The sequence below is a fragment of the Rhizobium sp. RAF36 genome, from assembly GCF_052114105.1.
Lineage (GTDB): Bacteria > Pseudomonadota > Alphaproteobacteria > Rhizobiales > Rhizobiaceae > Rhizobium.
The window spans coordinates 136,491-159,668 of the sequence record NZ_JBFREC010000008.1; the positions used below are offsets into that span (position 1 = coordinate 136,491).

A 23,178-nucleotide genomic window follows, 5' to 3' on the forward strand; every position below is an offset into this window, starting at 1 on the left:
AGAAGCCGCATGAGCCGCACGCGTCACGCCGATACCACCCTCTTTTCCCTGCTAGCCGCATTCATTCTGACGATCGCCGGCGTTCTGCCTGTTTTCGCGCAGGAGCCACTTGCCTCATGGAATGATACGGCAGCCAAGAACCGCATCATGAGTTTCGTGAAGGCAACGGTGACGGAAGGCGACGATGGCTACGTCGCGCCGGATGACCGCATCGCGGTGTTCGACAATGACGGCACGCTATGGTCTGAGCAGCCCTATTATATCCAGCTCGGCTTTGCGCTCGACCGCGTGAAGACGCTCGCGCCGCAGCACCCCGAATGGAAAACCAAGGAACCCTTCAAGAGCGTGCTCGATGGCGATTTGAAAGGCATCGCCAAAGGCGGCGAACTCGGCCTCGTCGAGCTTGTGATGGCAACGCATGCCGGCATGACGACAGATCAGTTCAACAAGATCGTTACCGACTGGTTTGCGAACGCGAAGCACCCGAAAACCGGCAAGCTCTATACCGATATGACCTTTCTGCCGATGCGCGAGCTTCTGGATTACCTGCGCAGCAACGGTTTTACGACCTACATCGTCTCTGGCGGCGGGGTCGAATTCATGCGGCCGGTCACGGAGAAGCTCTATGGCATACCGCCACAGCAAGTGGTCGGCAGCACCATCTCCACGGAATATGCGATCGTCGGCGACGTGCCTGTCCTCAAGCGGCTTCCGAAGATCGATTTTGTCGATGACGGCGCGGGCAAGCCGGCCGGCATCAACAAGTTCATCGGCCGCAAGCCAATCTTCGTTGCAGGCAATTCGGATGGCGACTACGAGATGATGCGCTGGACGACCGCTGCCAAAGGCCCGGGCTTCGCGATGATCGTCCACCACACCGACGCCGACCGCGAATATGCCTATGACCGGCAATCACCCTTCGGCAAGCTGGACAAGGCGCTCGATGAGGCAGAGCGGCGCAACTGGCTCGTCGTCGATATGAAAGCCGATTGGAAGACAGTCTTTGGATCCGCACCTTAGCAATCCGATTGGCCATGCCTTTGCTGTGTGGCCAATCGCCGAATTTTGATCCGGCGACTAATCCGAGTGCCGCATCCTCTCGTAAAGCTTGGTCAGCCGGAGAGGACGAGCCCATGTACAACGCTCCCTGGAAACAGCCGATCGCGATCGAGATGCCGCGGCCACATGGCATGCAGGTCGTGCGGACCACGCAAGAAGCCGCCGACTGCCTGATCGACAAATGGCCCGAACCGGATTTCGGGCCGGAGCGCGACGAAGCCTTGCGCCTCTGTCTGGAAGTCTACGAAAATGGCGAGGAACCGGAGAAGGCGCGGGATGCGTTTCTACGCGCAGCGCATGCAGCCGATCTTTTCGTTCATGAACGTGTGTCCAGCTAGCGAACGGCAATGCCGATGGCCCTGCCTAGGGCTTGGCGACACTCGCCACGGCATTCGGATCGACATCGGCGCCCGCCTTCACAAGACCGGCCTCAAGTTCCGCTGCAATGTCTGGCGGAAGGCGCCAGACGGCAACCCTGTCAGCGAAGTTCCGCTCGAAATCAGAATCCTTCCCCCTGATCTCCGCCATGCGCTCGCGGGCCTCTGGTGAATGAAGCTGGCCGAGGGCGGCGGTCCGGAGCGCCGAGACCAGGAAGTCGGTGCAGTTGATCTGCTCGGACAAAAGCGACGCCTCCGAATAGCGCCCGGTCTTGTAGGCATCGAGCGCCAGCACCAGGGTGGCGTCGCGCGGGGCTGCATCGACGGCGTGGCTGGCATCATGCGCCATCGCCACACCTGCGTCCTTGAAACCCGAGAGATAGAGGACAAGCGCCAGCTTTGCCGCCGCATCGCCATTGTTCGGGTTGAGCTCCACCGCACGGTTTCCGGCCCGGACGGCCGCTTCGGTCCGGCCTGCGGCGAACTGCGCCGTCATCAGAGCCACCTGCGCCCTGTCCGATAGCGGCGCCGAGGAGACTGCACCCTTCGCGAGCTCCAGCGCGCGCAATCGGACAGACGGGTCGGACGCGACACCCCTGCCTGCAAGCAGAATCCGCGCCAGCAGCGCCGTTGCATCCGGGTCGGCGGGAACTGCAGACAGGCTGCTTTCCAGGCAGTCGCGGCTGCGCAACACGCGGTCGGCGCCGCCTTCATCAAGCGCATATTCCGCCCGCAGCACGCAGGCATTGCCAAGGGCATCATCGGGCGTTTCATGGATTTCGATATTGTTGATCACGCCGCGCGTAGCCGCAAAACGCTGCGCCAGCGCGCCCGCCATCTCCTCGCGGACGGCAGCCGGGCTCTTGCCGCTGATATCCACCCGTTCGAGGCCGGACCGGAGCAGGTCGCCCGTGGCGCTGTCGGCGATCTGCCACCAGACGCTGCGATCATCCGCATCGCCGTAATACTTGATGTCGATCTCGTAATTCCGGCCGGCGCGGCCCGCCGACCGCACCTCGGAATAGCTGGCTTTGGCGACGGTCAGCGTCGTAAACTGGGTCAGCGCCGTCATCAGCGTGTCGCGCGTCTGGCTGGCCTCGCCCTGCATGCGGCCTTCGGCGGCCTCCATCAGGATATAGACGGTCGGCTTTGCCGTCATCGCAGGCTGCCCGGCCAGCAGCTCGAAGCTCGCCGCACCACCAAGCGCCGCGACAATTACCGCGGCAGCTGCGGCTCCTCCGAGACGCACCGACCTGCGGGAGCGCACTGCCTGCACCATAGCCTCGGAAATCGTCGCCGCCGGTTCGCTTTCGCCGGCTGGCTCGAACCCGGGATGCAGCTCGTCATCCGGCTCGTGCGGCACGAGTGTCGCCGGGAAAAGAGCAATATACATGCCTTTTGGAATATGGATCGTGGCGCCACTGGCGGTGCCGAAGGCCTGATAATAGGCGTCGAGCGCCGATCTCAGACGGCTGATCTCGATGCGCACAATCGGATCGGTCGAGGCGTCGAAACCGCTCGGCCGCCCCAGCACGTCAAGCGCCACCGAATAGGCCTTGACCCCTTCGTCGCAATCGTTGAAGCGGCGCTCCGCCAGATATCTGAGAATGTCTTTCTGACGCTCGGTGACCCGGAAGCGCTGGTCGGCGAGCAGACGCTCAAGTTCGACCTTTGCTTCGTCCTTGGAAACCTCGCAAGCCTTCAAGTCGTGTACTTCAGCATTCATGGCTGCCCCTCGCACACCTTGTCAAAGCTAAAGTAGAACAGAGTAATTTATCGCCGAGATGGCAAGAAGTTGCAAGGCCGAACGCTAATGAAACCGAAACTTGATCGATTTTGACGCGAACCCTGTGTCAGTCCGACACGCCGGAAGGGTGCCCGAGAACATAATGGATCACATCGGATTCGATCTCAGCGCACACGGTTTCGTATTCTTCGCGGAGGGGACATTGCGATCGGGGCCGGTCCTTCGACATCCGTTCCAGGGTGAGGCTGGCCTCTTCGTAGGCCTCGAACAGGTCGGTGATGGACGGTGACGTCGCAGCGAGAATCTGGAGCCTTCCGCGCATCGCAGGCAGCTTCAGCATCAGCCGCCACAGACCCCTCTGGGCGGTTCCGGAACCGTTGATGCCGGTGCCGCTGCTCTTGTCCATCACACCATCCAGCCTCCGGGCCAACCTTGACGGGAGGATTATGCGCCGTCTGAGAAGCCGCGGAAGTACGTTACCGTAAACCGCTCCGCGTTTACGCCCGGATCGCGGAATTTACGCCCGCATTTACAGTAACGTACTTCCGCGCCGGAGAACCGGCTGGCTAGATGCACGTCTTGTTCAAGGAGAGTGCAGATGCGGTTCACGGATGCCAGCTCAGCTTCCCTGATTCGACCGGAGTGCGGCAGACTTTCCCGGCCGCCTGCCGCCTGCATTTTCCGCGTCTGCTACGGGACGTCCGCAGCATGATCAAATGCCTGGCAGCGCTGTTTGTATTCCTGATCCTTTCCGTCACCGCGCAGGCACAAACGCCCATTCCGGCGAGCGAAAAGAAGATCAACGATCTGGTCGCACTTCTCCAGGATCCCGATATCCAGGCCTGGCTCGAAAGCCGCAAGACGGCCGCAGCCCCGCCGGCGCCATCGGCAACTGCAGCCTCCCCCATCACAAGCTGGGAGTCCGAGACGCGGGCGCGGATCGATACGGTCATCGCCGCCGTCCCGCGTATTCCGTCTGAAATTGCCGCAACGGCTGCCAGGACGCGTGCCGATGCGATCTCGCACGGATACGCCCCCGTCTTCATTATTTTCGGTGGTCTCATCGCTATTGGCCTTGCCGCCGAATGGCTCTATCGCAGGATGCGCGGACAGCGGGAGGGAGCAGCGGCCGCACTGATCCCGATCGCAGTCTTTGCCGGCGCCATGGCAGTGATCTTCTTTGCAATCGAGTGGCCGCCGCTTGCCCGCATCACCCTGCTTGTCTATCTCAGCGCGTTCGTCGTCTATCGCACCGGATCGGTGCTGATCACGCTCGCGGCGCCGGAAGGGCTGCGGCGGCGCGCCAGGACCCTTCTCGGCATCACCGTGCTCGCCATCGCCACGGCAGCGCTCGGCCCGCCGCTCGGCACGGATCCCGCCGTCACGGACGCGATCTCCTATGTGTTTTCGATCATCGTTCTCGCGCTCGGAATTGAGGCCGTCTGGTCCGCATGGAGCCGGCCGAAACCCGCAAAGGCGATCGTCACCGGCGTGATGGTTGCGATGTGGATCCTCTGGTGTCTCGATCTGAAAGGCCTGTTCTGGCTCGGCCTCTACGCTCTCATCCTGCCCGGCATTCTGCGGGGTGCAGGAAATGTCGCCGAACACTTCACCTCGACCGGGGCTGGTCTGCGAAATGTGCTGGTCGTCCGCGGAGCCCGGGCGATCGTCATCGCAATCGCCGCCGGCTGGCTGGCAATCGTCTGGCAGATGAACCCGGAAACCATTGGCCACCGCGATCCGATCGTATCGGCGATCTTCTATGGCCTGCTGCGCAGTGTCGTCGTTCTGCTTGCCGCCGATCTGATCTGGCATCTGGCCAAGAGCTGGATCGACGGAAACCTTGTGGCATCCGCGCCTGCTGCGTCCACGCCAGCCGACACAGCGCGGCGCGCCCGCTTCCGGACGCTGCTGCCGATCCTGCGCAATGCGCTTGCCGTCATGATTGCCGTCATGGCGGCGTTGATCATCCTCGCCCAGCTCGGTGTGGAGATCGGGCCGCTGATCGCTGGTGCCGGCATATTCGGCGTGGCACTCGGCTTCGGATCGCAGACGCTGGTCAAGGACATCATCAGCGGCGTCTTCTACATGCTCGACGATGCCTTCCGGGTCGGCGAGTACATCCAGGCCAAGAATTACAAGGGAACGGTCGAGGGCTTCAGCCTGCGATCGGTCCGGCTCAGACACCACCGCGGCCCCGTGTTCACCGTCCCGTTCGGCGAGCTCGGCGCGGTCGAAAACATGAGCCGCGACTGGGTGATCGACAAATTCCGGATTTCCGTCGGCTTCGACACCGATGTCGAAAAGGCCCGCAAGCTGACCAAGAAGATCGGCGCCGAACTGCTCGAAGATCCCGAACTCGGACCGCTCTTCATCGAACCCCTGAAGATGAAGGGCGTCGAGGAATTCGGCGACTACGGCATCGTGCTGGGTTTCGGCATGACCACGGTACCCGGCATGCAGACCTACATACGCCGCAAGGCACAGCTGCGGATCCGGGAAGCCTTCAGGGCAAATGGCATCGAATTCGCGCAGCCGACCGTCAATGTCGGTGGCGACGAGCGGGATGGTGGAGCGGCCGCGGCCGCCGCCACCATCAAAGCGCAGCAGGCGAAAGCGGCTGCGGCAGCAGAAGTGTGACAAGGGCCAAGGCCGAGGGGACGACACATGCACAGCAAGATTCGATTTATCATTGGTGTTGCGGCACTGGCCGCCTTCGCCGCGCCTGCGGGTGCTGCCGATCTGCTGCCGGTAACAGCGCCGCAACCATCACCCGAGCGGCCCGACGGCTGGAGTTTCTCGTTCTCTCCCTATTTCTGGATTGCCGGTCTCGATGGAGAAAGTCAGGTGTTCGGCTTGCCGACCGTGGATGTCAGCCAGGATTTCGGCGACATCATCTCGACCCTGGATTTCGCGTTCATGGGAGCAGGCGATGCCCGCTACGACCGTTTCAGCATCTTCACCGATATCAGCTATGCGAGGGTAACCACCGACTCTGCCACGCCGCGCGGCATCATCGCCGACGACGTTGATCTGAAGACTGTGACCTTCACGGCACTGCTCGGCGCCGCCTATACGATCTACGAAGACCCGCAGGCGCGCCTCGACATCCTGGCGGGTGCCCGTTTCTGGCATGCCGAAACCACCATCCGCCTGAGTGGCGGCCTGATCGGTAATCTCGAGGGAACCGACAGCGCCAACTGGGTTGATGGTCTTGTTGGTTTCAAGGGCAGCTACTCCTTCACCGACAATGTCTACATGACCGGCTGGGCGATGATTGGTGCGGGCGGCGCCGACCTCGACTGGGATGTGCTGGCCGGCCTAGGCTACAAGTTCAACGACACCATGTCAGCCGTGCTCGGATACCGCGCCCAGGGCGTCGATTACAGCAGTGACGGCTTCACCTACGACATGATCCAGCACGGCCCGATCATCGGCATGACGATCCGGTTCTGAAACTTGCGGCGAAGTGCAGATCCCAATCGGAGACCAACGCATGAAGCCAGGAATTCTCTTTGCCGCAGCGGCCGCTGCGGCGGCACTCCCGCTACCGGCTGTGGCGCAGGATGCCGATCTCGCCAAGAAGCTTTCCAATCCGGTCGCCTCGCTGATCAGCGTGCCGTTTCAATTCAACTATGACAGTGGTTACGGCCCGCTCGACGGCGACAGGGCCGTGCTGAACATCCAGCCGGTCATTCCCATTTCGATCAACGACGACTGGAACGTCATTTCCCGAACCATCCTGCCGGTCATCTGGCAAAACGATATTGCCGGCAATTCCGGTAGCCAGTTCGGCCTTGGCGACATCACCCAAAGCTTCTTCTTTTCGCCGAAGGAACCGGGACCGGGCGGCATCGTCTGGGGCGCCGGCCCGGTCTTTCTGCTGCCGACCGCAACGGACACGATGCTCGGCAGCGGCAAGTGGGGGCTCGGCCCGACCGCCGTCGTTCTGAAGCAGGATGGCCCCTGGACCTACGGCGCGCTCGCCAATCACATCTGGTCCGTCGCAGGCAACAGCGATCGCCCTGATATCAGCTCCACCTTCCTGCAGCCCTTCATATCCTACACCACCCCTGACGCCTGGACTTTCTCGCTTAACACCGAAAGCACCTATGACTGGAAGAACGACCAGTGGGCCGTGCCGATCAATTTTTCGGTGGCAAAGCTCCTGAAGTTCGGCGAACAACCGGTGAGCTTCCAGGTCGGTGCCCGCTACTGGGCCGAAGCGCCCGAGAACGGACCGAACGGCTGGGGCTTCCGCGCCGGGATAACGTTCCTGTTCCCGCAATAGGCGGGCAGGAGAAGCGGTCTGTCACCTGCCTGATCGACATCGCCTATTGCATGCCTGATGGCGCTATGCGATTGCGCGGTCAAATATCGAAGGCGGACGACCCATGACAGCATCGCGATACACCGATTACATCCAGGATCTGAAGGCAGCCCTGGACGATCTGCACGGCAATAGCGACCGGTACCAGACCTTCGATCTCCACGCCGAACTGGCGATGGGGGCGAACCTTCTGGTTTACGAGACGCGCAAACGCAAGGGCCAGATCGACACCATGGCCTATGCCCGAACGCCAGCAGGCAACAAGCCGGTTGCGCCTGACATGGCAAGGGATCGTGTCCTGTCGTTCCTGGCGATGCAGGAACACATCGCGCTGACGGGCGATCCGATGATCAGCATCAACGAGGAATATCCTCATGCGGTGATCAGCTTTGAGCACCGGGTCAAAGGTGCGGCCCTCAAGAAATCGATGAAGATGATCTTTGCCGGCGTCAACGATGCCGAGGACGCTGCCCGCTATGTCACGGCCGCCGGCAATCCTGCCGCGATTGTTTCGGCGCGCCCACACAGTTCGAAGAAGCTGTGGGAGTGGAAATAACAGGCGCGGGCAGCGGCTTTCGCCGCGCCCGCGATTGTGTCTTCGACTCCTGAAAGGCCTATTTCAGGGTCGTCTCGTCGGCAAGAATGGCGCCGGCTTCGTCGAGTAGCACGTCCTTCGCCTTCTTGCGGGCATTCTCGATCGCAATATCCGCACTGAGGCTGCGCTCGTTTGACTGCAGGCCGTCATCCGGACCCGTGTCTTCGCCGCTGACATCGGCGCGCGCCTTCAGGCGCGCCTCGCGGGCGGCCTGTTCCTTGCGCCGCTCGGCCTCATTGAGGGAGATAAGCCCCTTGTCGCGCTGCGCCTTCAGGTCGGCAATGTCCTCAATCAGGCTCTGGTAGCCCGGATCGGTCTTGACGCGCGCATCATGGCGGCTCTGCAGCTGTGGCAGCACGCTTTTGATGTCGCCGAAAGGCTTATATTTTGCAGGCTTGATTTCGGTCCATGGCAGGGCGTTATCATAGCTCGTCTCGCCGAAGGTTTTCGGGTCGGAAAGACCCGGGAAGGCGATATCCGGGGTCACGCCGCGTAGCTGCGTCGTCCCGCCGTTGACGCGGAAGAACTGGGCGATCGTCACCTTCAGCTCGCCGAATTTGGGCTTGCTGTTATGCGCCATCTCGTCGAGATCGACGACGGTCTGGACGGTGCCCTTGCCGAAGCTCGGCTCGCCGATGATCACACCACGTCCGTAATCCTGGATCGCCGCGGCGAAAATCTCCGACGCCGAAGCCGAGCCGCGGTTGATGAGCACGCCCACCGGACCAGTCCACAGGGGCTCCTGGAAGTCAGCGCTCTGGACCACGACCTTGCCATCGGTGCCGCGCTGCTGAACGACCGGGCCATTGCCGATGAACAGGCCGGTCAGGTCGATCGCCTCGGACAGTGAGCCGCCACCATTGTTGCGGATATCGATCAGAACGCTGTCGACATTGTCCTGCTTCAGTTCTTCGAGCAGCTTGGCGACATCGCGGCTGGCGCTCTTGTAGTCCTGGTCACCCTTCCGACGCGCCTCGAAATCCTCGTAGAATGCCGGCAGCGTAATCACGCCGATCTTGCGCGTGGCATCGCCTTCCTTGACCGAGAGGATATCCTTGCGGGCCGCCTGTTTTTCGAGGCTGATCTTGTCGCGCACCAGGCTGATGATGTGATGGCTGCCGTCGGCACTGGCTTCAGCCGGCAGAATGTCGAGACGCACGACAGAGTCCTTCTCGCCGCGGATCATCTGCACGACTTCGTCGAGACGCGTGCCGAGCACTTCCTTGATCGCGCCATTTTCGCCCTGGCCGACGCCGATGATGCGGTCGCCGACGGCGAGCTTGCCGGAGAGCTGCGCCGGGCCGCCGGGCACGAGTTCGCGGATCGTCGTGTAGTCGTCGCGTTCCTGCAGGACCGCGCCGATGCCGACCAGGGACAGCTTCATGGAAATGTCGAAATCAGCAGAGGCCGAGGCGCCGAAATAGTCCGTGTGCGGATCGACGGAATTGGTATAGGCGTCCATGAACGACTGGAAGACGTCGTCACTCTTGTATTTGTAGGCGCGCTCCAGAGCGTTTTCGTAACGCTTGTCGAGCGTATCGCGAATGGCATCGTCCGCCTTGCCGCCAAGCTTCAGCCGCAGCCAGTCGCTCTTGACGCGCTTGCGCCAGAGATCGTCGGACTCGGCTTCGGACTGCGGCCATGGGGCGTTGTCGCGCAGTACGGAATAGTCTTCCTTTACGCTGAAATCGAATCCCTGCTTCAGCAGGCCGCGCGAATAATTCATGCGATCGACGACGCGCTGCTCATAGACGTTGAAGATCGTGAACGGGATCTGCAGGTTCTGCTTCTCGATCGCGTCATCGATCTTGCTCTTGTCAGCCATGAACTTGTCGATGTCGGCCTTCAGGAAGATCATCCTGTCCGGATCCAGCGACTTGATGAAGTGGTCCATGATCTTGGCCGACAGCGCATCATCGAGTGCGACGGGCCTGTAGCTGTAACGGGTCAGAAATTGCGCGCTCATTTGCGCAGCCTGGGCCTGCTGCTTTAGCGGCTCCAATACAGGCGGCGAGGCAGCTTCCAGGGCATATGCGGACGGCGCGATTGCAAGGAATAATCCGAATAAACCGTATTGTATGCGCATTCAGCTCTGTTCCAATTCTTTGTGCCGCGTATCAATGACCGATGTAGGTGGAACAATTATGGCTTTTTGGCAACCGGGCGGATCGTCTCTGCGGATGTTTCCTATCGAAAACGGCGGTGACCTGGAGGCCGGCTAACGCCTGCCGCCGGCCAGAAACCGTGCTTCCGGGTCGCGCCGCAACCTCAACATCGCGGCACATCCCGCGAAGGGACCCAGCGCAAGCATCGTGAAGGCGCCCGGCCAGCCGAGCAACGCCTGGACCTCGGGAACAAGGTGAATGCTGACCATTGTCAAGAGAAAGCCCGCGCATGTGTGCGCCGTCAGCAATGTCCCGACTGAGCCGGGCTCCGCAAGCTCCGCGACCGAGGCCGAAAACTGGGCGGAGTCGGCAATCACGGTGATGCCCCAGATGATGGCCACGGGCACCAGCAGGAACAGCGGCGCGGAATAGAGCCAGCCGATCAGCAGCGCGCATATGCCGCTGGCACTCATCGCAGTTGTGGTCACGAAGGTCCGGCCTCGCCTGTCGGCGACGATCCCGCCGAGCCAGGAGCCGGCCGCCCCGGCCGCAATCGCGGCGAAGGTCAGCCAGGCCGCCTTGGTGTCGGCGTTCTGAAGACCGCGCGCCGCAAACGACTGATGCAGGAAGACCGGCAGCCAGGCCCACATGGCGTAGAGTTCCCACATATGCCCGAGATAGCCGAGGTTCACGCGCCGCAACGACGTCCGGCGCCAGCTTTCGGCGATCTTCGATAGATCGACCGATGGCGCACGGCGGATGCCGGGGCCAAGCTTGGCGAAGGTGATCAGCAGAGCGGCCACAAGCGCCGATCCCGAAGCCACGCCGTAGATTGCGCGCCATTCGACATCGCCGGCCGCCGCCAGAAGATGCGGGCTGGCCGAGCCGAGCGTCAGGGCGCCGACCAGAAGACCGATCAGCAGGCCGAGATCGCGGTTTGCCCAGGTAGCCGCCATGCGCATGCCAACCGGATAGACGCCCGCCATGCAGATGCCGGTCAGGAAACGCAGCGCGATCGCGCCGGGGCCGACAGGTGCCATGAAGACGAGACAGCCCGTGGCAATGGCGGCAATCGCGGCGCACAGCGCAAACAGCCGCCGCGGATCGAAACGGTCCGCCAGCGACAGAAGCGCCGAGACGACCGTTCCGGCCACGAAGCCGATCTGCACGGCCGTGGTCAGCATCGCCTCCTGCGAAGCGCCGATCGCATATTGCTGCTTGATGCTGGCGACTGCAGCGCTCGACGAGAACCACACGCTCATCGCCGCCACCTGCGCCGCGAGGATGATCGCCAGCGAAACGGCCTTGCGGCCGGCTGGCTTGGCCGACGGATTGCCCACGGCAGATGTCGTTAGTCCGCGCATCGCGTCAGGCCGCAGGTCCGGCCGCATTGACCGGCCTGGTCGCCACCCGATGAAAATCGCGTCCGAAATAGATCAATCCATCGCGGCCCGGCTGATTGCGGACCGCCCTCGCACGGCAATAGAAAACCGTATGAGTGCCGACCTCTGACACGGAATCGACCTCGCAATCGATGGCGGAGACTGCGCCATCAAGCACCAGCGCTCCGGTTTCAAGTGTGCTCCAGTTGGCATTGGCAAGGCGCTCGCTAACCGATAATCCCTTCGTCGCGAATTGCATCGCGATCTCTTTCTGCTCGGCGGAGACAATATTGACGCAGAGATTGCCGTTCCGGCGGATGATCTCGTTATTGGCGCTGGAGCGATTGATGCAGACCAGCAGCGTCGGCGGCTCGTCGGTCACCGAACAGACGGCCGAGACCGTGCAGCCGGCAGGGCCTGCGGCTCCATCCGAGGTGATGATATTCACCGCAGCCGCAAGCCCGGCCATGGCATCGCGATACGCAGTTTTCTCGACCACGTTCAATCCTTCCTGATGATGCTGAGAGCTGCTACCGGGAGCCGGCTCCGCCGCGATATTGCGCGGCCGAATGGGTCGATGGCAGGCGTGCCGTGCCGAACAGCTTCTCGCGGTAGGTTCCTTCTGCATAGGACGTCTTGTAGGCGCCCTTCTCCTGAAGAACCGGGATCAGCAGATCGATGACATCCTCGATGCTCTCAGGCGCAACGGTACGCGACAGATTGAAGCCCGCCACGCCGGTCTCGCCGCCCCAGCCGATCAGCATATCGGCAATCTCTTCGGCCGAGCCCACCCATGGGGTCTGGCGGCTGCCCAGCACCATCTGCTCGAGAAGTTTGCGGCGCGTCCATTGCGGACCCGCCGCCTTATTGATGATCTCGACATTGGAGACGATCGCCTGGCTCTTGCCCGTCTCGATCGGCTCATCGATATCGTATTTCGAAAAATCGATACCGAGCGATGCGGCCGCATGCACCAGCGCCGCTTCGGAACTGACGTAGCGCTTGTATTCCTCGAACTTTTCCTTCGCTTCGGCATTGGTCCTGCCGAGAACGAGGCTGGCGCCCAGGAACACCTTGACGTCCTCGGCCGACCGGCCTTTCGCTTGCGCCCGCGCCTTGATGTCGGCGGTGATACCGCGGACATCCTCTTTCTTCTGGCCGTTGACGAAGACGCATTCCGCATGGGTCGCTGCAAATTCGCGCCCGCGCGGCGAAGACCCCGCCTGGTAAAGCACCGGCGTGCGCTGCGGCGACGGCGAGCAGAGATGCATCGCATCGACCTTGTATTGCGGTCCTTCGTGGTGGATCACGCGAACCTTTGACGGATCGGCAAACATCGCATTCCGGCGATCGGCGATAACAGCGTCGTCGTCCCAGGATCCTTCCCAGAGCTTGTAGACCAGCGACATATATTCGTCGGCAAGATCATAGCGGTCGTCATGCGCGGTCTGCCCCTTGAGGCCGATGGCGCGGGCGGCGCTGTCGAGATAGCCGGTGACGATGTTCCAGCCGATGCGGCCGCCGGTCATGTGATCGAGCGTCGACATCCGCCGGGCGAACAGAAACGGCTGCTCATAGGTGAGATTGCAGGTAACGCCGAAACCGAGATGCCTGGTGACCGCCGCCATAGCCGGAATGACGATTGTCGGATCATTGGCGGGGATCTGCACCCCGCCGCGCACCGCCGCATCCGGACTGCCGCCATAGACGTCATACACACCGAGGACATCGGCAAAGAAGATGCCGTCGAACAGACCGGATTCGAGCTTCTTCGCGTATTCCATCCAATATTGCAGATCGTTGACGCGGTCGGACTGGTCCCGCGGATGCGTCCACATGCCCTGCTGGATGTGGCCCGGGCAGACCATATCGAAGGCATTCAGATGGATCTGGCGAGGCATAATCGATTCCCTATCTTGATCACGGCACGCAGTTGTCCACTATCGTGGATTATTGATGTCAATATGATGGACATTCGATCTGTGTCAAGGCGGCATTTCCGTGCACACGGGACTGAAGGAAGCCGGCGCTGCAAGCTGTCCAGTGCAGCAGGCGTCGTTTTCCGCTATGCTGATCGTACCACTATAGTAGCACGATCCGCTCGGTCAGGCCTCACGAAGAACGATCACCGCATAACGGCAGGGTTCGGCCGTTTCATTCCGGAAGATGCAATCGCTGGGAGGGCCGAGTTCGAGGCAATCCCCTTCCCGCATCCCATGGCGGACGCCGCCTTCGATAAAGACAAGTTCGCCCGCTAGCACCCAGACGAGGTGCTTGCGATTGGCATAGGACGAGGCGGGAAAGCCCGATTCCTTGCCCGGCGGGAAATCGACATCGATCACATCGATCGGCGTCACCGATCGCGGCGAGACATGGCGGCGCGCATAACCGGTAACCGGATCGATCCAGACCGGCTGGTCGTCCTTGCGCAGCAACAGCCCTTCCTGCATCTCGGCACGCACCATCAGTGTCGACATGCTGATCTCGAAAGCGCCAGACAAACGGGCCAAAAGCATTGCCGTCGGGCTTGCCTCGCCGCGCTCGACCTTGTGGATCATCGCGCGGGAAACACCTGAACGTTTCGCGAGCTCGGTCAGCGACCAGCCGCGAATTTCCCGTTCAATACGCACCCGCGCGCCGAGGCGCTCATCGACTTTATCCAGCATGACGACATCACTAACGCGTGCCACCGGCCGCCGCAACAACTCGGGTTCCGCGGGGCTGCAGCCGCGCTAACGATAGTAAAGCCAGCGGGCAAGCTTCCGTCTCAACCGGCCAGAAATCACACTCCGGAATTACGGCTTGCCAAATTATCGATAAAATATATTTTCTATCCACAATTTGAATCTTGAGGCGAGATTAATGCCAGAAATCGTTCGGAATACCGACTTTGAAGCACGCCACGCTCCGCGTAAACCGACCAAAACGTTAGACGATGCAAAAATTATCTATAATTTGCCTTTCAATGATCTGCTCTTCCGGGCGCAAACCGTTCATCGCGCCAATTTCGATCCCAATGCCGTGCAGATGAGCCGGCTCCTCTCGATCAAGACGGGGGGATGTGCGGAGGATTGCGGATACTGCAGTCAGTCGGCGCATAATCCGACCGGGCTGAAGGCGTCGAAGCTGATGGAGGTCGAGCGCGTTCTCGCGGAGGCGCGCAAGGCAAGGAATGCCGGGGCGACTCGCTATTGCATGGGGGCCGCCTGGCGCAGCCCGAAGGATCGCGATCTGGACACGCTGACCGCCATGGTCGAGGGCGTGAAGGCGCTTGGCATGGAAAGCTGCATGACGCTCGGCATGCTCTCGGCCACGCAGGCAGACAGGCTCGCAGAAGCGGGCCTCGACTACTACAATCACAACATCGATACGTCCGAGCGCTTCTACTCCGAAATCATCACGACACGGAGCTTCGAAGACCGGCTCGATACGCTGGAGACCGTCAGGGCTGCCGGCATCAAGGTCTGTGCCGGTGGGATTCTTGGAATGGGCGAAACGGTCGATGACCGGATTTCCATGCTGCTGACGCTCGCAAACCTGCCGGTGGCGCCGGAGAGCGTTCCGATCAATCAGCTGATCGCGATCCCCGGCTCGAAGCTGGAACATGCCGCCCCTGTCGACCCGATCGATTTCATCCGCACGATAGCACTCGCCCGCATTCTGATGCCCACGTCCCACCTGCGGCTCTCGGCCGGACGGACGGAGATGAGCGACGAAATGCAGGCACTCTGTTTCTTCGCCGGCGCCAATTCGATCTTCGTCGGCGATACGCTGCTGACGACGGATAATCCCGGCGAAGACCACGACACGGCGCTCTTCCGACGCCTCGGCCTGTCGCCAATGCAACTGGAGCCGACGCTGTGACCGCAGCGATACTCGCCGGCTATATTGCGACACTGGATGGCCTGCAGCGAAAGACACGCCTGCGCCGTCTGGCCCCGCAGCGCGGCGCCGATTTCACCTCCAACGACTTTCTCGCTCTGGCCGGTGCGCCACGTCTCAAGGCGGCGATCGCTGCGGCCATGGAGCGGGGCATTCCCGTTGGCGCCGGGGGATCTCGGCTGCTACGCGGCAATCATCCCGAACACGAGGCGCTGGAGACCGAAGCAGCAGCCTTCTTCGGGGCGGAGCGCGTGCTCTATTTTGGCAGCGGCTATGCCGCCAATTCCGCTCTTTTCTCGACGCTTCCGAAGCGCGAGGATCTGATCGTCCATGATGCGCTGATCCATGCGAGCGCGCATGAAGGCATCGAAGCCAGCAAGGCGGCTTCGACCGCCGTCGCCCACAACGATGCCGATGCCTTCAACGACGCGATCGGGAAATGGCGCAGACAGGGTGGCCGGGGCCATCCCTGGATTGCCGTCGAAAGCCTCTATTCCATGGATGGCGACCACGCACCGCTCGCGGCCCTTGCTGACATTGCCGAACGTCACGACGGCTTTCTTGTCATCGACGAGGCGCACGCGACCGGCGTGCTCGGTCCAGGCGGACGGGGGCTGGCGGCCGGGCTTGAGGGCCGGGAGAATGTGCTGGCGCTTCATACCTGCGGCAAGGCGCTCGGCGTTTCCGGCGCTTTGCTTGCCGCTCCCCGGGCGCTTGCCGACTACCTCGTCAACCGCGCCCGCGCCTTCATCTATTCGACGGCGCCCTCACCGCTCATGGCGACCGGCGTGCGCGAGGCGCTGCGGATGGTCGAGGATGAACCGGAGCGGCGCATCAGCCTTCAGCAACTGGTTTCCTTCGCCGGCGACGAACTGAAGAGTCGGCTTGGCGTCCAGCCGAGTGGATCGCAGATCCAGCCCGTGATCATCGGTGGCAATTCGCAGGCGGTCCGAATTGCGGACTGTCTGCAGGATCATGGTTTCGACATCCGCGCCATTCGCCCGCCCACGGTACCCGATGGCACGGCGCGGCTGCGCCTGTCGATCACGCTGAATACGGACCGCGATCAGATCGCCCGCATGGTCGATTGCCTCGCCGCCGTCATGGAGGAAAACAATAGATGACACCGCGTTTCGTGGTCTCCGGCACGGATACCGGCATCGGCAAGACCGTCTTTGCGGCGGGCCTAGCCGGTGCGCTCGGCGCGCACTACTGGAAGCCGGTGCAATCCGGCCTCGAGGATGAGACTGATAGCCAGACCGTCGCCCGGCTCAGCGAATTGCCATCAGGCCATATCGTACCCGAAGCCTATCGTCTCACAGCGCCCTTATCGCCGCATCTTTCCGCGCGGCTTGATGGGATCGAGATCGATACCGGCAAGCTTCTGCCACCCGAATGCAAAGGGCCGCTGGTCATCGAGGGCGCGGGTGGCCTGCTAGTGCCGCTGACGGCTACCACTGTCTTTGCCGATGTCTTCGCGCAGTGGCGCATTCCCGTCATTCTCTGCGCACGAACGGCACTTGGCACCATCAATCACACGCTGCTCTCTCTCGAGGCGCTGCGCCGCCGCGCCATCCCGATTTGCGGCGTCGCCTTCATCGGGCCCGAGAACGCCGAGACGCAGGCGACGATCGCGACGATCGGGCAGGTCGAGATTCTCGGGCGGCTGCCGACGCTGGACAATCTGACGCCTGAAAGCCTCGCTCAGGCATTTCGAGAAAATTTCAACGCACGGCTGATGCTGGAGAACTGCGCATGAGCCCCTCTCCCGTCTGGCACCCATTCACCCAGCACGCCCTCGAACCAGCGATGAAGCGCGTCGCCAAAACAGAAGGTAGCTACCTTTACGACGAGGATGGCAATCGTATTCTGGATGCGATCTCTTCCTGGTGGGTCATCACCCATGGCCATCGCCACCCGGCCATCATGGCCGCGATCCGCGAGGCGACAGAGGTCTACGACCAGGTGATCTTTGCTGAATTCACGCACGAGCCAGCTGAAGCGCTGGCGGAAGGCTTGCTCGCCTTCGCTCCACCCGGTTTGCAGCACGTCTTCTATTCCGACAGCGGCTCGACCGCCGTGGAAGTCGCGATCAAGATGGCGCTTGGCACCTTTCACAATCGCGGTATCGCACGCGACCGCGTCGTGGTGATGGAACACGCCTATCACGGCGACACGATCGGCACGATGTCGGCGGGAGAACGCGGCGTTTTCAACGCCCCGTTCGAACCGCTGCTTTTCGGCGTCGATCGCCTGCCTTTTCCCGAAGCCGGCCGCGAGCAGGAAACACTCGATGCTTTCGAACGCTTCTGCCGCGCCGAAAGGACCGCCGCCATTCTCATCGAGCCGCTGGTGCTTGGCGCAGGCGGCATGAAATTCTATGCAAGCGGCGTTCTCGCCTCTCTGAAGGAAATCGCCGGGCGGTATGGCGTGCTGTTTATCGCCGACGAGGTGATGACCGGCTGGGGCCGGACTGGAACCCGCTTCGCCTGCGAGCAGGCAGGCGTCAGCCCGGATATCCTCTGCACCTCGAAGGGCCTGACCGGTGGCGCCCTGCCGCTGGCGGCAACGCTCTGCACGCCGGATATTTTCGAGGCGCATCTGTCCTCAGACCGGCGCAAGACCTTCTTTCACTCGAGCTCCTACACGGCAAACCCGATCGCCTGTGCCGCGGCTGTGGCCAACCTGAAGATCTGGCGCGACGAGCCTGTCAACGAAAGGATCGACGCGCTGGCCGCGCAGCATTCGGCCCACCTGAAACGCTTCGAAAACGACCCGCGATTTACGGGCGTCAGGCAATGCGGAACGATCGCAGCTCTGGATCTGGTGGTCCCCGCGGGCGGCTATCTTGCCGAGGCCGGCCCGCATCTGCGGCGGCTATTCCGCGAGCGCGGGTTGCTCGTGCGGCCGCTTGGCAATGTCATCTACCTGATGCCGCCCTATTGCACGACTGCGGCCGACCTTGCTGCCGCCCATGACGCCATCGACGAGGTGGCTTCGCTCGCGCTGGCAAAGGTGGGGTTGTGACGGCGCTTCTTTCCTCCAGGCTCGCAGGCTTCGGCCACGCCGTCCCGTCGCGCATTGTCCATAATGCGGAGATCGAAAACCGGCTCCGCCTGGAGGACGGCTGGATCGAACGGCGCACCGGCATCCGATCGCGCTACTGGGCAAGCGAGGGTGACACGCTGACTGGCCTTGCCGCGGCAGCCGGCCGGATGGCGATCGGCAATTCCGGTCTTGCAGCTGACGATGTGGCCCTCACCCTGCTTGCGACCTCGACCCCGGATCATCTGCTGCCGCCGTCTGCGCCGCTTCTGGCACACAAGCTCGGACTCGGGAATTCCGGCGCGATCGACCTTGCCGGCGCCTGTTCCGGCTTTCTCTATGCGCTGACGCTGGCGGATGGTTTCGTGCGCGCCCAGGGGCGGCCGGTTCTTGTCGTCGCTGCCAACATTCTCAGCCGCCGGATCAATCCTGCCGAACGCGCCAGCGCTGTGCTCTTCGCCGACGGAGCGGGAGCCATCGTGCTCGCGCCCTGCAGTGATGGCCGAAGCGGCCTAAAGGCAGCCGTGCTGGCGTCCGATGGCAGCGGCTATGATCTGATCGGCATTCCGGCGGGCGGGAGCTCCAAACCGTTCACGCGGCAGACGCCGGGCGACGAAGTGCTGATGTCGATGCGCGACGGGCGCGAGGTCTTCTCCCGTGCCGTCGATCTGATGACAAGAACGTCGCTTCAAGCCGTCGCCCAGTCGGTCGGGACCGTCTCAGCCATCGACCGCTTCATTCCGCATCAGGCGAATGCGCGTCTTTCGGATGCCATTCGCCGCAATCTAGCGATCGAGGAAAGCAGGGCCGTCAGCACGATCGCCGAATACGGCAATTCTTCCGCTGCAACCATACCGCTTTCACTCTCGGTCGAGAACAGCAGACGGCCGCTCGCGCCAGGAGAGAATCTTCTGATGACCGCGGCAGGCGCGGGTCTGGCTGGCGGGGCAGTCGTTCTTGCGACGTGACCGGCCTTCCCGCAGCCCGCATCAAACCTGCGTGTTCTTTGAGATCAGCCACTCGCCGTTTTCATCCATCTCGACGCGCTTGTTACCGCGATAGAAAATCGGCTTTCCGGTCTTCTTGTCCATGGAAAAGCGGCTGGGGGTGTATTTCTGCTTCTCGCCGCCTTCGATCGCCAGCGCCAGCGCTTCCTTGAACTTTCCGCCCTTGCACAGTGAAAGGAATTTGTTTTCGTCCATGATAGCACCTGATTGAGCCGGCTGAATGATATAGGGCGCCTCATTACCAAGACTTATGGCGATGGAACAGTGTTTCCTGAAGCCGTGTCCGCCATCCGTTAGCGTGGCGAGAAAAAACAGACCGTTATCGGGATCGGTTCAACTTAAATCGGGCACAATCTCCGCGCAGTCACGTCATATGAGCTCCCGATCGTTTCGACGCCGAATTGCTGCTGCAACCCTGCTTGTTATTGGCGGGATGCCGACGGGTGCGCTTGCCCACCCACACATCTTCGTCGATGCCAAGTTCGAAGCAGTAGCGGGCGCCGATGGCAGCCTCGGCGAATTGCGCGATACCTGGCGCTTCGACGAGGTCTTCTCTTCCTCTGTGCTGCTGGATTTCGACAAGAACGGCAATTCGAAGCTGGAACCTGCCGAACTGACGGCTGTCGCAAAGACGGTGCGCAAGTCACTGGCGCAATACGACTATTACACCAAGATTACCATCAACGGCAAAGCGATCAAACTTGCCGAGCCCGATGTGATGCATGCGACCTATGAGGATGGATCGCTGATCCTGTCGTTCACGCAGAAGCCCGCGGAACGGACACCGCTGAAGGGCCTGATGGTATTCGGCGTTTACGATCCGTCGCTCTACACGGCGCTCGATTTCGGAAGTGACGCGGATCTGAAAACATCCGGCGACGGTTTCAACCGCTGCACGCGAAAGGTCGTCCGGCCCGATTCAAAGCAGATTCTGGCTGAAAACCAGGCAATGCTGACCACGCTGTTCTTCAACGACCCTATGGGCAGCGACTACTCGCAGATCGTCGCGACAAGACTGGAAGTGCGGTGTTAAGACTTCTTCAACCCTGATGGATGAGCGTGGGTCAGATCTATCAAACCGTTCGGCGGCCGAATGCGCCGAGAGACTATCCGGGAGAATGCGCCGTGCCTAAAAGATCCCTGCTCCTTGGCTTTGCGAGCCTGCTCATGTCGGCCACGACGGCAGTACAGGCATCCGGGGCCGACGGGCGTCTGCCGATTCCGGACTGGCTCATGACCTATGTCGGCGAGGCCAATAGCCAGATCGCCCTGCCGGTGCTGGAGCGGGCACGCCGCCTCTATCTCTCTAAAGTCGCCGAAGGCAAGGTTCGAAACGAGTGCTATTTCGCTATGGACGCGACACGGCCGAATGACCCGGGTGACCTATCGGATGGCCGGTTTTATGTGATCTGCGAGGCCGACAGATCGTTTCGCGTCATTTCCGCCGGCCATGGCGGCGGCCGCAATCTCCAGGGCGTGGCGAACTTTTCCAACGGCCGGGAATGCGCCAAAAACTTTGGCAACGCCCTCGATTCCAATCTGACCGCCGGCGGCGCCTATCTGACCAGCGAGATCAAGACGTCTTTCAAGGGCTATTACCGCACGAGTGCCGATCGCGAAGCCGCCTTCATCCGCTCCTTCGTGCAGTTCGACGGTATCGGAGAGACGGCCAATGCAAGGCAACGCGCCATCGGCGGCCATGCTGCGGCCCTGGTCTCAGGGATCTGCATGCAGAAGAAGCCTGAGAGCACCTATGCGAACAGCACGGGCTATGTTCCGCTCGGAAAGCTCGTCACCTATGCAGGCGGACGGAGCGACGGCTGCACCAGCTGGTCGCCATCGGACGCGCCGAAGGTGCTTTCGATGATCGATGGCAATCCGACGACGCTCTATATCTACCCGGAATCCAAGGATATCAAAGCCGTCGCGCAGTCCGTCGGCGGTGGGCGCACACTGGCGCCGAACGGCCCCTACTGGAATGCCTCCTGCCTCAAGGCGATCGGCACGCCGGCATTCTGGCCGAAGGAAAAGCTCGAGCCGGTCATCGCCCAGTACAAGGCGGATCATCCCCCTCAGCCGGCGCGGCCGGTGCCGATGTGCGAAGGCAACGTGAACTGACGGCGGCGTCCGCCCGTCTCCAGCATCCCCATGTCACGCCGGCGTCACGCGACTATTCAAGCGTTTGGTGATTAAGTGAGGCCTTAAGCTTTTGATCCTCCTTGTTACGCGTGAGGCAGCAGATGGCAAACAGACGCGCAAATACAGTCCGGGTTCCCCGGGCAACCTTCCGGCAACGGGCCAAGGCGCCCGTCAAGAATGTTCCGCCGACGAAACGTCCTGAGACCGAGGACGAGACGGAGGTGCTGTACGATCTGCTGGACTATCTGGCAGACGATGAGGATGCGCTGGCCGCCTAGCGCCAGCGTATCGGGAAGACGGACGGACATAGCTGATCGATTCGCCCGAACGGCAGCGCTGATCGCTCCTGCATCCCGGCTTGCATATCCCCGGTAGCCGCCAGGCTCCGTCCGGCGGCTCAGCGAAGACCTTTGGTGGTGTCACGCTGGCGTCACGGGCCATAGTGATAGGACGTTGCTCCTTATTGAAGGAGCACACTGTGAATCGCTTTTTAGTCTATCTTCCCGAACTTCAGGACTGGGTGAAAGTGTTGCCCCAGCTCAAGGCTCTCGGCACAGCCGAGACCGACAGGGCCCATATCGTCACGCTCGTCAGCGATGCCGAAACGGATGCCGTCGATGCCAAATTGAAGGCGGTGCGGGTTTTCTATGTTCTGATCAAGGCCGAGGGCGACATCGGCTACAATGTCAGGGATGCGCTGGCGGCAACCGTCCTGACCATCAATCCCGAATCCCGCGGCGGGCATTGAGCCCGCTGCCGTACCGTTGGATCGCTTACCTGCGAAGAAGCGCGAGCGCCGATCGCGCCACGCCGACGATGGCTTCCAGCAGCTCGCTTTCGCTGGACTGGGTCATGCCTAGCGAAAGGGCCGCCTCTTCGAAGGCGGCGGAGGCACCCGGATCGCGATCGTCGATCCAGCTGGAAAGCGCCGTCGCCAATTCCCCGATCCTGACCAGCTCGTTGCGCTTGGCGATATCGGTCATCTCAGGCAATGACACGGCAAGGCGCTCCAGCTCGGTAATGAAAGCCGTGGCCTTCGCCGGCAGGTCGGCGGCTTGTATCTGCTGCGCTTCGGCCCGAATGCGCGCAAGCGAGGTGCGGAGCACCGCGGTGTCAGCTCGCATGTCCGGCTCCATCCAGGCTTTCGCGGGCAAGATTGTCGTTTGAAGAGCTGATGCCCATGCAGTCTTCGATCATCGCGCGCAGCATGGCGAACCGGAGTTCGAGGGCCGTCACTTCGACCGATTTCGCAAGGCTCGAAAGCTCCGACGCGAACTGGTCGAGCTCGCGCAGAAGCGATTGAACGTCGAATGTCAGATAGCTCATCACGTTCCTATTCTTGAGGCGACTCGGGAGCGAGTTTCAGGAAACACTTAACCGGCATTCGGGGTCTGCGAAGGCAGATGCGGCGGTCATGGTGAACCAGCCGTAAATACGCAATGCGCTGGTTCACTCTGGTGCAGCGGAAGATTCTCCGATCCTGCGCTGTTCAATACACCTTCGGCGGGCG

At 61.8% G+C, this 23,178-nt stretch carries 25 protein-coding genes; 15 read left to right on the plus strand and 10 right to left on the minus strand.

Features of this window, described 5'->3' with window-relative positions:
* The first annotated feature begins 9 nt into the window (after nt 1–9).
* Nucleotides 10–1,020: an HAD family hydrolase gene (locus AB4Z25_RS23950; protein ID WP_442209514.1), complete on the plus strand. Its 1,011-nt coding sequence runs from the start codon at nt 10–12 to the stop codon at nt 1,018–1,020.
* Between the two features lie 113 nt (nt 1,021–1,133).
* Complete coding sequence (locus AB4Z25_RS23955) at nt 1,134–1,397, plus strand: DUF982 domain-containing protein (protein ID WP_442209516.1); 264 nt, start codon at nt 1,134–1,136, stop codon at nt 1,395–1,397.
* Nucleotides 1,398–1,422: 25 nt separating this feature from the next.
* Here AB4Z25_RS23955 and AB4Z25_RS23960 read toward each other — a convergent pair whose 3' ends face one another.
* Both AB4Z25_RS23960 and AB4Z25_RS23965 read right to left on the minus strand, forming a co-directional pair.
* Complete coding sequence (locus tag AB4Z25_RS23960) at nt 1,423–3,162, minus strand: tetratricopeptide repeat protein (RefSeq protein ID WP_442209517.1); 1,740 nt, start codon at nt 3,160–3,162, stop codon at nt 1,423–1,425.
* Nucleotides 3,163–3,289: 127 nt separating this feature from the next.
* On the minus strand, nt 3,290–3,589 hold the full coding sequence (locus tag AB4Z25_RS23965; protein WP_112515068.1) for a hypothetical protein: 300 nt from the start codon (nt 3,587–3,589) through the stop codon (nt 3,290–3,292).
* A 305-nt stretch (nt 3,590–3,894) separates the two neighbouring features.
* Between AB4Z25_RS23965 and AB4Z25_RS23970 the strand changes: the two genes are divergently transcribed.
* The 4 genes from AB4Z25_RS23970 (at nt 3,895) to AB4Z25_RS23985 (ending at nt 8,069) form a co-directional block, all read left to right on the plus strand.
* The gene (locus AB4Z25_RS23970) at nt 3,895–5,823 is read left to right on the plus strand and encodes a mechanosensitive ion channel family protein (protein WP_442209656.1); all 1,929 of its coding nucleotides are present in this window, start codon (nt 3,895–3,897) and stop codon (nt 5,821–5,823) included.
* A 27-nt stretch (nt 5,824–5,850) separates the two neighbouring features.
* Nucleotides 5,851–6,639: a hypothetical protein gene (locus tag AB4Z25_RS23975; protein ID WP_442209518.1), complete on the plus strand. Its 789-nt coding sequence runs from the start codon at nt 5,851–5,853 to the stop codon at nt 6,637–6,639.
* A gap of 40 nt (nt 6,640–6,679) precedes the next feature.
* Nucleotides 6,680–7,474, plus strand: coding sequence for a transporter (locus AB4Z25_RS23980; protein ID WP_442209520.1), 795 nt, complete (start codon nt 6,680–6,682; stop codon nt 7,472–7,474).
* 103 nt (nt 7,475–7,577) lie between these two features.
* Nucleotides 7,578–8,069, plus strand: a complete 492-nt coding sequence (locus AB4Z25_RS23985; protein ID WP_442209521.1) for a hypothetical protein — start codon at nt 7,578–7,580, stop codon at nt 8,067–8,069.
* A 58-nt stretch (nt 8,070–8,127) separates the two neighbouring features.
* Here the strand turns inward: AB4Z25_RS23985 and AB4Z25_RS23990 are convergent, their stop codons facing one another.
* The 5 genes from AB4Z25_RS23990 to AB4Z25_RS24010 all read right to left on the minus strand — a co-directional run bounded on the left by AB4Z25_RS23990 (nt 8,128) and on the right by AB4Z25_RS24010 (nt 14,261).
* The gene (locus tag AB4Z25_RS23990) at nt 8,128–10,194 is read right to left on the minus strand and encodes a carboxy terminal-processing peptidase (protein WP_442209523.1); all 2,067 of its coding nucleotides are present in this window, start codon (nt 10,192–10,194) and stop codon (nt 8,128–8,130) included.
* A gap of 132 nt (nt 10,195–10,326) precedes the next feature.
* Nucleotides 10,327–11,553, minus strand: a complete 1,227-nt coding sequence (locus AB4Z25_RS23995) for an MFS transporter (RefSeq protein ID WP_442209525.1) — start codon at nt 11,551–11,553, stop codon at nt 10,327–10,329.
* A 28-nt stretch (nt 11,554–11,581) separates the two neighbouring features.
* Nucleotides 11,582–12,094 (minus strand): flavin reductase, encoded by a 513-nt coding sequence (locus AB4Z25_RS24000; protein ID WP_442209527.1) that lies wholly within the window; start codon nt 12,092–12,094, stop codon nt 11,582–11,584.
* A 31-nt stretch (nt 12,095–12,125) separates the two neighbouring features.
* Nucleotides 12,126–13,496: an LLM class flavin-dependent oxidoreductase gene (locus AB4Z25_RS24005; protein ID WP_442209528.1), complete on the minus strand. Its 1,371-nt coding sequence runs from the start codon at nt 13,494–13,496 to the stop codon at nt 12,126–12,128.
* 204 nt (nt 13,497–13,700) lie between these two features.
* Nucleotides 13,701–14,261, minus strand: coding sequence for a helix-turn-helix domain-containing protein (locus tag AB4Z25_RS24010; protein ID WP_442209530.1), 561 nt, complete (start codon nt 14,259–14,261; stop codon nt 13,701–13,703).
* A gap of 196 nt (nt 14,262–14,457) precedes the next feature.
* On the opposite strand from AB4Z25_RS24010, the gene bioB reads away from it, so the two are divergent.
* Genes bioB through AB4Z25_RS24035 form a run of 5 tightly spaced genes read left to right on the plus strand, consistent with a single transcriptional unit; the run spans nt 14,458 to nt 19,490 of the window.
* Nucleotides 14,458–15,459 (plus strand): biotin synthase BioB, encoded by a 1,002-nt coding sequence (gene bioB, locus AB4Z25_RS24015; protein ID WP_442209532.1) that lies wholly within the window; start codon nt 14,458–14,460, stop codon nt 15,457–15,459.
* The gene (locus tag AB4Z25_RS24020; RefSeq protein ID WP_442209534.1) at nt 15,456–16,601 is read left to right on the plus strand and encodes an 8-amino-7-oxononanoate synthase; all 1,146 of its coding nucleotides are present in this window, start codon (nt 15,456–15,458) and stop codon (nt 16,599–16,601) included. The genes bioB and AB4Z25_RS24020 overlap by 4 nt, the downstream gene beginning before the upstream one ends.
* Nucleotides 16,598–17,236: a dethiobiotin synthase gene (gene bioD / locus AB4Z25_RS24025; RefSeq protein WP_442209536.1), complete on the plus strand. Its 639-nt coding sequence runs from the start codon at nt 16,598–16,600 to the stop codon at nt 17,234–17,236. The genes AB4Z25_RS24020 and bioD overlap by 4 nt, the downstream gene beginning before the upstream one ends.
* Nucleotides 17,233–18,504: an adenosylmethionine--8-amino-7-oxononanoate transaminase gene (locus AB4Z25_RS24030; protein ID WP_442209537.1), complete on the plus strand. Its 1,272-nt coding sequence runs from the start codon at nt 17,233–17,235 to the stop codon at nt 18,502–18,504. The genes bioD and AB4Z25_RS24030 overlap by 4 nt, the downstream gene beginning before the upstream one ends.
* A complete protein-coding gene (locus tag AB4Z25_RS24035; RefSeq protein ID WP_442209539.1) occupies nt 18,501–19,490 on the plus strand; it encodes a beta-ketoacyl-ACP synthase III in 990 nt (329 codons plus the stop codon). The genes AB4Z25_RS24030 and AB4Z25_RS24035 overlap by 4 nt, the downstream gene beginning before the upstream one ends.
* A 21-nt stretch (nt 19,491–19,511) precedes the next feature.
* Here AB4Z25_RS24035 and AB4Z25_RS24040 read toward each other — a convergent pair whose 3' ends face one another.
* Nucleotides 19,512–19,724: a hypothetical protein gene (locus AB4Z25_RS24040; RefSeq protein ID WP_112599070.1), complete on the minus strand. Its 213-nt coding sequence runs from the start codon at nt 19,722–19,724 to the stop codon at nt 19,512–19,514.
* A 178-nt stretch (nt 19,725–19,902) separates the two neighbouring features.
* On the opposite strand from AB4Z25_RS24040, the gene AB4Z25_RS24045 reads away from it, so the two are divergent.
* The 4 genes from AB4Z25_RS24045 to AB4Z25_RS24060 all read left to right on the plus strand — a co-directional run bounded on the left by AB4Z25_RS24045 (nt 19,903) and on the right by AB4Z25_RS24060 (nt 22,416).
* Nucleotides 19,903–20,562: a DUF1007 family protein gene (locus AB4Z25_RS24045; protein ID WP_442209541.1), complete on the plus strand. Its 660-nt coding sequence runs from the start codon at nt 19,903–19,905 to the stop codon at nt 20,560–20,562.
* Between the two features lie 134 nt (nt 20,563–20,696).
* Nucleotides 20,697–21,647 carry a hypothetical protein gene (locus AB4Z25_RS24050; RefSeq protein WP_442209658.1) on the plus strand — a complete coding sequence of 317 codons (951 nt, stop codon included), beginning with the start codon at nt 20,697–20,699 and terminating at the stop codon, nt 21,645–21,647.
* Nucleotides 21,648–21,769: 122 nt separating this feature from the next.
* Nucleotides 21,770–21,946, plus strand: a complete 177-nt coding sequence (locus AB4Z25_RS24055; protein WP_162702836.1) for a hypothetical protein — start codon at nt 21,770–21,772, stop codon at nt 21,944–21,946.
* Nucleotides 21,947–22,146: 200 nt separating this feature from the next.
* Entirely contained in the window at nt 22,147–22,416 is a 270-nt protein-coding gene (locus tag AB4Z25_RS24060; RefSeq protein WP_112390002.1) for a hypothetical protein, read from the plus strand.
* Between the two features lie 25 nt (nt 22,417–22,441).
* Here the strand turns inward: AB4Z25_RS24060 and AB4Z25_RS24065 are convergent, their stop codons facing one another.
* Both AB4Z25_RS24065 and AB4Z25_RS24070 read right to left on the minus strand, forming a co-directional pair.
* Entirely contained in the window at nt 22,442–22,792 is a 351-nt protein-coding gene (locus AB4Z25_RS24065) for a hypothetical protein (RefSeq protein ID WP_442209543.1), read from the minus strand.
* Entirely contained in the window at nt 22,782–22,994 is a 213-nt protein-coding gene (locus AB4Z25_RS24070; RefSeq protein ID WP_442209545.1) for a hypothetical protein, read from the minus strand. The genes AB4Z25_RS24065 and AB4Z25_RS24070 overlap by 11 nt, the downstream gene beginning before the upstream one ends.
* Between the last annotated feature and the right edge of the window lie 184 nt (nt 22,995–23,178).

What these genes read in the sequence shown, in the direction of transcription:
- AB4Z25_RS23965 (WP_112515068.1), bottom strand. Translation starts at nt 3,589, where the DNA reads ATGGACAAGAGCAGCGGCACCGGCATCAACGGTTCCGGAACCGCCCAG.
- AB4Z25_RS24055 (WP_162702836.1), top strand. Translation starts at nt 21,770, where the DNA reads ATGGCAAACAGACGCGCAAATACAGTCCGGGTTCCCCGGGCAACCTTC.
- bioB (WP_442209532.1), top strand. Translation starts at nt 14,458, where the DNA reads ATGCCAGAAATCGTTCGGAATACCGACTTTGAAGCACGCCACGCTCCG.
- AB4Z25_RS23980 (WP_442209520.1), top strand. Translation starts at nt 6,680, where the DNA reads ATGAAGCCAGGAATTCTCTTTGCCGCAGCGGCCGCTGCGGCGGCACTC.
- AB4Z25_RS24050 (WP_442209658.1), top strand. Translation starts at nt 20,697, where the DNA reads ATGTCGGCCACGACGGCAGTACAGGCATCCGGGGCCGACGGGCGTCTG.
- AB4Z25_RS24040 (WP_112599070.1), bottom strand. Translation starts at nt 19,724, where the DNA reads ATGGACGAAAACAAATTCCTTTCACTGTGCAAGGGCGGAAAGTTCAAG.
- AB4Z25_RS24045 (WP_442209541.1), top strand. Translation starts at nt 19,903, where the DNA reads ATGAGCTCCCGATCGTTTCGACGCCGAATTGCTGCTGCAACCCTGCTT.
- AB4Z25_RS23950 (WP_442209514.1), top strand. Translation starts at nt 10, where the DNA reads ATGAGCCGCACGCGTCACGCCGATACCACCCTCTTTTCCCTGCTAGCC.
- AB4Z25_RS24005 (WP_442209528.1), bottom strand. Translation starts at nt 13,496, where the DNA reads ATGCCTCGCCAGATCCATCTGAATGCCTTCGATATGGTCTGCCCGGGC.
- AB4Z25_RS23955 (WP_442209516.1), top strand. Translation starts at nt 1,134, where the DNA reads ATGTACAACGCTCCCTGGAAACAGCCGATCGCGATCGAGATGCCGCGG.
- AB4Z25_RS23975 (WP_442209518.1), top strand. Translation starts at nt 5,851, where the DNA reads ATGCACAGCAAGATTCGATTTATCATTGGTGTTGCGGCACTGGCCGCC.
- AB4Z25_RS23990 (WP_442209523.1), bottom strand. Translation starts at nt 10,194, where the DNA reads ATGCGCATACAATACGGTTTATTCGGATTATTCCTTGCAATCGCGCCG.
- AB4Z25_RS24010 (WP_442209530.1), bottom strand. Translation starts at nt 14,261, where the DNA reads ATGCTGGATAAAGTCGATGAGCGCCTCGGCGCGCGGGTGCGTATTGAA.
- AB4Z25_RS23960 (WP_442209517.1), bottom strand. Translation starts at nt 3,162, where the DNA reads ATGAATGCTGAAGTACACGACTTGAAGGCTTGCGAGGTTTCCAAGGAC.
- AB4Z25_RS24065 (WP_442209543.1), bottom strand. Translation starts at nt 22,792, where the DNA reads ATGCGAGCTGACACCGCGGTGCTCCGCACCTCGCTTGCGCGCATTCGG.
- AB4Z25_RS24070 (WP_442209545.1), bottom strand. Translation starts at nt 22,994, where the DNA reads ATGAGCTATCTGACATTCGACGTTCAATCGCTTCTGCGCGAGCTCGAC.
- AB4Z25_RS23985 (WP_442209521.1), top strand. Translation starts at nt 7,578, where the DNA reads ATGACAGCATCGCGATACACCGATTACATCCAGGATCTGAAGGCAGCC.
- bioD (WP_442209536.1), top strand. Translation starts at nt 16,598, where the DNA reads ATGACACCGCGTTTCGTGGTCTCCGGCACGGATACCGGCATCGGCAAG.
- AB4Z25_RS24030 (WP_442209537.1), top strand. Translation starts at nt 17,233, where the DNA reads ATGAGCCCCTCTCCCGTCTGGCACCCATTCACCCAGCACGCCCTCGAA.